The organism is Ancylomarina sp., assembly GCF_041555295.1.
In the GTDB taxonomy this organism is placed as follows: domain Bacteria; phylum Bacteroidota; class Bacteroidia; order Bacteroidales; family Marinifilaceae; genus Ancylomarina.
On sequence record NZ_JBFFKR010000209.1, the window covers coordinates 1 to 5961 of the forward strand.

Genomic DNA, 5961 nt, shown 5'->3' on the forward strand with positions numbered 1-5961 from the left:
AGAAAACCTGAAGATTTAGAGAAAGCCATTCGACTTGCAAAAGAAAAAGGAGCTAAAGGCATTTCAATTTTTAGTGCTGATGACTTAAGTAATGAACAAAAGGCTATTTTTATCAAACTGAAAAAAGAACTTCAAAACAAATAAGCTATAGTCAGATGTATACAAAAGAAGCCTGTGTCGAAAATTTAAATGAAGCCATTAAAGCTGAACAATTAGGTGCAGATAGAATAGAACTTTGTGCCAATTTAAATGTGGGGGGAACTACCCCTGCATTTGAATTGATACAAGAGGTAAAGACCAAACTAAGCATTCCCATAAGGGTAATGATCAGACCCCGAGGCGGTGACTTTATCTATTCCAAACCTGAAATTGAATGCATGCTGACTCAAATAGAATATTGTAAAAAACTGAAGCTTGAAGCTGTTGTATTTGGCATCTTAAACTCTGACAAAACTTTAGATATTACATCAATAAAGAAGTTAGCTCAAAAAGCTTATCCCTTAAAAGTCGTTATCCATAAAGCGATTGATGAAACGCCTAATATTATTCAGGCGTGTAAAGATCTAATTTCAACAGAACAAATCACAACGATATTGACTTCAGGAGGCAAAGAAACTGCAGAAGAAGGCTTGGCAATTTTAAAATCTCTAGTTGACATAGCTGGAGACAAAATTGAAATTATGCCAGCAGGCAAAATCACTAAGAACAATTTAGATAAGCTCCATGATTTTCTTTACGCAAGAGCTTATCATGGAAAACTGATTGTAGGGAAATTATTCTAAATAATCACCTTCATTATTTAATTAATAATTAAACAAGCAAACTATGTCATGTTTATCACATATAATGAAAAGCAAGGCATACAAAATGACCTAAACTCAAAAACCCATTTCATATGAAGGCACTGACTTTTTTTCTTACTGCATCCTTAGGCTTTTTAAGTTACACAAACTTAAATGCTCAAAATAAGAATCTAACACAATATGTCGATCCCTTTATTGGGACACAGGAAATGGGACATACATTTCCAGGAGCATGTGCTCCATTCGGAATGGTTCAACTAAGCCCTGACACCGATAGTATCTTGTTTTCTACAAACGGAAAATACAATAAAGAGGTTTACCGTTACTGTGCCGGTTACCAATACACCGATAAATCCATTGTTGGCTTTAGCCATACCCATTTAAGTGGAACGGGGCATTCCGACCTAGGCGATTTTTTAATCATGCCAACTGTTGGAAAAGTGCAATACAATCCTGGTACCATCGATAATACAAAAAATGGATACCGTTCGATGTATCGGAAAGAGACTGAAAAAGCAGAGCCTGGATACTATAGGGTAGAACTGGATGACTACAAAATTAAAGCCGAACTAACAGCAACTCAACGAGTAGGTTTTCACCAATACACATTTCCTAAAACGGATAAGGCACATATTATCTTAGACCTGAACCATGGTATTTACAATTACGATGGTAAAGTATTGTGGTCAAGCCTTAGAGTTGAAAACGACACTTTGGTAACCGGATATAGAATCACACGTGGGTGGGCTAGAACCAACTACCTTTATTTTGCCATCAGTTTTTCTAAGCCGATTAAAAATTATGGTTGCAAAAATGATGAAAAAGTGATCTACAATGGATTCTGGAGAAAGTTCGATGAAACCAAGAATTTCCCTGAAATGGCAGGTAAAGCTTTAACGGCTAATTTCGACTTTTCAACTGAAGAAAATGAACAAGTAAAAATCAAATTTGCTCTTTCGGCAGTCAGTACCGAAGGTGCTCTTAAAAATCTAAAAGCAGAAGTACCACATTTCGATTTTGATCGTACCAGAGCTGAGACAAAAGCAGCTTGGAATAATGAATTAAGCAAAATTGATGTGACTGCATCAAATGAGAAGAAGACGACACTATATACTTCTCTCTATCATTCTTTTATATCTCCTGTAGAATATATGGATATGGATGGAAAATATAGAGGTTTAGATCACAATATTCATCAAGCTGAAGGTTTTACAAACTACACTGTGTTTTCATTATGGGACACTTATAGAGCACAACATCCTTTGCTTTCACTTATTCAACCTAAGCGTTCATCTGATATGATTAATTCCATGTTAGCACACTATGAGCAATCTGTCCATAAAGTTCTACCTGTTTGGAGCCACTTTGGGAATGAGAATTGGTGCATGATTGGTTATCATGCTGTACCTGTAATTGCCGACGCGTGGGTAAATGGTTTACGAGGCTTTGATCCTGAAAAAGCTTTGGAAGCCTGTATCGCAAGTGCTAACTACAAGATGTACGATGGAATTGGTGATTACAAAAAATACAATTACGTCCCTCACGAAACCAGTCGAGTTGGGGCATCCATAACCCTTGAGTATGCCTACGATGATTATACCATTGCTCAACTTGCTAAGTCAATGGGGAAATCAGACATAGAGAAAGAGTATATGGAGCGATCAGAAAACTGGAGAAATTTATTTGATGACAAATCAGGATATATAAGAGCAAAAACAAAAGCTGGCGAATGGGTTTCACCTTTCGATCCTTTAGATACCCATGCAGCAGGCTTTATCGAAGGAAATTCGTGGAACTACTCTTTGTATGTTCCTCAGAATGTAAGTGGTTTGGCAAGTAAAATGGGTGGTTCAGAGCGTTTTTCAGAACATCTGGACTCACTTTTCACTATGCATATCCCAGATAAATATTTCGCTCACAACGAAGATATTACCCGAGAAGGGATTATGGGTGGCTATGTGCATGGAAACGAGCCTAGCCATCACGTGGCATATATGTACAATTGGGCAGGAAAACCATGGAAAACTCAGGAGCGCATTCACGAAATAATAAAAACAAAATACCTGAATAAACCTGATGGTTTGTGTGGTAACGATGATTGTGGACAAATGTCAGCCTGGTATATTTTCTCATCACTAGGATTCTATCCAGTATGTCCGGGTTCTGGTCAATATGTCATTGGTGCTCCTTCGGTTCAGGAAGCAAGAATTAATCTGGAAAATGGAAAGACATTTATAATCAAAGCACCCAATTACTCTGATAAGCATATATACATTAAATCAGTTACTCTTAATGGGAAAGTCTGGAATAAGAGTTATATCAATCATGCAGACATTGTAAAAGGTGGTGAATTAATATTCAAAATGAGCAAACAGCCAAATAAAAAGTGGGCCACTGAGTCTGACTCAAAACCCAAATCAACCTCCGACTAAAAAAAAATGGAATTTGAATCCATAAACAAAGGGGAAAGCATCAGACTTAATAACTGAACTTTCCCCTTAATTTTTTATCAACAAGCTTTGCTATTCGCAAGAATCGGGCTTACCCTTTATTCACTCCTGAGGCAGACTTAATTTCTCTCAGCCTTAGACTCCTCGACTTTTGAACTTTTGGACTATTGGACTATTGGACTTTTAGACTTTCCTTACTCCTTTTCTCCTTCAACTCTTTGATTCAAAATAGCAAAATCCCACTTGTATTTCTTAGCCAAAACAAGGATAATTAAAACAGCTCCTATTGTCATAAATGCAAGATCTTTCACAGGATCAACATGATTATTGACAAATAAAGCAGGCGTTTGAAGAACAGAAGCCTTAGCTGTTATAAAAATTGAGATGAAAATATTGTTGGCTGCATGAGCGCCCATAGCCGTTTCAATACCATCATCAAGTACAGCCATCAAACCAAATACCAATCCAAAAATAATGTATTGAGGCATGACAGTCCAAAAGCCATATTCTTTAACTTCTGGGTTAAATATATGCAATAAGCCAAAAGCTACAGCAGGTAATAGGGCTACCAACCATCTGTTTCGCGTCCACCGAGCAACCCCCTGAGCCAAATAGCCTCTAAAGATAAGCTCTTCAAAAGTGGTTTGAAAAGGGATAATCAGAAGCGAAATAAAGATTAAAGGAATAAATAAAGACCAGTTTAAATTCAACTCATAATACTCTGCATTCATAGAATAATCAACAAACAACATGAGGCCAGATATGATTGCCCAAACAGCAGCCGAATAGAAAAAACGGCCCCAACGTATACTCTGTGTTCCATTAATAACCTCTTTGACACTTCGCTTATGAAAAGGCTTTAGAATCAAAATAAAACCAATCAGTCCAATAATAAAGGGAAACATCAAGAGAAATAAACTCAGGTTAGGATCAAGTCCCAGCCCACTCAAATCACCCGCATTATCCGGGTTTAGTGTCCCGCCATTTACCGTGCCAAAAATTACAGCGATACTCAGGGGTATGGCACCAATGGTATTAGCGATTGCAAATGCGATAATCGGAAGAAGAAGATACTTCCACCACTCGTTGGGTCCTCTAAGGGCACGTTCTAGAAATCTCATATTATTCGAGTTATTTGTTTGTTTTATTTTGAATTTCAAACCTACTTAAAATTACATAAAGCAAAAAAAACGCTCAATAGAATTGAACGTTTTTAGATGTTATCTTAATATCGGACCATAAAGCCTAAGGATAACAAGATTTATATTTTAAGAAAGTTTATTTCTTTTTACGCTTGGCATTTCGCTTGGCATTTCGCTTGGCATTTCTTTTGGAATTCTCTCTTTGTTTCATCAAGCCTTTCGATCCTGATGGTGTTTTAGAGTTTTTAGCTGATTTTTCATGGAAACCAGCTCCCTTTTTGGCAGCCATTTTGACTCTAACATTTCGAGTTTGAATCTTTTCGTCTTCTAAAAGCTGCGATGTTAACTCAACGCCTTCAGGAATTTCTTCTAATAAAACGGGCTTACCAATTAAAGCCTCAACCTTTTCCATTAATTCCTCCTCAGCAGCATTCACAAAGCTAATAGCAGTACCTGATTTATCGGCACGACCTGTACGACCAACACGGTGAACATACTCCACGTAGTTATTGGGCATATCGAAGTTAATCACATGACTCACATTATCGATATCGATACCACGAGCTGCAACATCAGATGAAACCATCACACGAGCTCTTCCTTCTTTAAATGCATTTAATGCATTCAAACGTGTACTCTGAGCTTTATTACCGTGAATCACACTTAAATTATCACCCAATACGGATTCCAAACGATCTACAATTCGATCTGCATTTCTTTTGGTTTCAGTAAAGATCATCACCTTATTAAAGACTACCTCATCTTCAAGTAAAAATTTCAATAGATTCACTTTACTCAAGATATTCTTAACGTGGTATTGTTTCTGATGAATATTTTCTACCGTACTTGCTTGAGGAGCAACCTCAATTCGTTGAGGTGACACTAAAAAGTCGTCAGCCAATTGGTCAACAACATCCGAAAAGGTTGCTGAAAACAAAAGATTCTGGTGTCTCTCTGGTAAGATTTCGAAAATAGCTTTTAACTGAGGCATAAAACCCAGATCCATCATCTTATCAGCCTCATCAATCACCAAAGTCCTGATATTTGTAAACTTTAGGATACGAGTCATATAGATATCCATCAAACGACCAGGAGTCGCCACAAGAATATCCGCACCCTCGCATACTTGCTCTTTCTGAGTATTGATATTTACCCCACCGTAAAGGGCCAAAGCTCTAATATTTAAATAAGGACTTAGAAGCTCAATTGTTTCACAAACCTGAACAACAAGCTCACGAGTAGGAACTACAATCAGTGCTCTAGGATCCATTCCCTGAGCATAACCGAGTTTCATTAAAATAGGCATCAGATAAGCCAAGGTTTTTCCTGTACCAGTTTGGGCAATTCCAATCACATCCTTACCAGAACGAACAGGAGCAAAAACCTCTTTCTGAATTGAAGTGGGGGTTTCAAAACCTGCATCGGCAAGTGCGTTTAAGATTTGCTTACTTAATTTGATGTCGTTAAATGAACTCATACTCTCTTTTTGTTTGTAGAAATTTGCGCAAAAGTAATCATTTTATTCCGAGTAGACTGACATAGATAAATATTAAAGTCAAAAACTAC

Annotated in this window: 4 protein-coding genes; 2 read left to right on the forward strand and 2 right to left on the reverse strand. The window is 37.3% G+C overall.

Features of this window, described 5'->3' with window-relative positions; all coding sequences use genetic code 11:
• The first annotated feature begins 155 nt into the window (after positions 1–155).
• Together ABY905_RS12930 and ABY905_RS12935 are read left to right on the forward strand one after the other, a co-directional pair.
• Positions 156–782 (forward strand): copper homeostasis protein CutC, encoded by a 627-nt coding sequence (locus ABY905_RS12930; protein WP_372644533.1) that lies wholly within the window; start codon positions 156–158, stop codon positions 780–782.
• A 113-nt stretch (positions 783–895) separates the two neighbouring features.
• Positions 896–3235: a GH92 family glycosyl hydrolase gene (locus ABY905_RS12935; protein WP_372644535.1), complete on the forward strand. Its 2340-nt coding sequence runs from the start codon at positions 896–898 to the stop codon at positions 3233–3235.
• 212 nt (positions 3236–3447) lie between these two features.
• Here ABY905_RS12935 and ABY905_RS12940 read toward each other — a convergent pair whose 3' ends face one another.
• The gene (locus ABY905_RS12940) at positions 3448–4374 is read right to left on the reverse strand and encodes a lysostaphin resistance A-like protein (protein WP_372644537.1); all 927 of its coding nucleotides are present in this window, start codon (positions 4372–4374) and stop codon (positions 3448–3450) included.
• Between the two features lie 157 nt (positions 4375–4531).
• Complete coding sequence (locus tag ABY905_RS12945; RefSeq protein WP_372644539.1) at positions 4532–5872, reverse strand: DEAD/DEAH box helicase; 1341 nt, start codon at positions 5870–5872, stop codon at positions 4532–4534.
• Between the last annotated feature and the right edge of the window lie 89 nt (positions 5873–5961).

Excerpts from the sequence above, each read along its gene's own strand:
- ABY905_RS12945 (WP_372644539.1), bottom strand. The coding sequence starts at position 5,872 with ATGAGTTCATTTAACGACATCAAATTAAGTAAGCAAATCTTAAACGCA.
- ABY905_RS12940 (WP_372644537.1), bottom strand. The coding sequence starts at position 4,374 with ATGAGATTTCTAGAACGTGCCCTTAGAGGACCCAACGAGTGGTGGAAG.
- ABY905_RS12935 (WP_372644535.1), top strand. The coding sequence starts at position 896 with ATGAAGGCACTGACTTTTTTTCTTACTGCATCCTTAGGCTTTTTAAGT.
- ABY905_RS12930 (WP_372644533.1), top strand. The coding sequence starts at position 156 with ATGTATACAAAAGAAGCCTGTGTCGAAAATTTAAATGAAGCCATTAAA.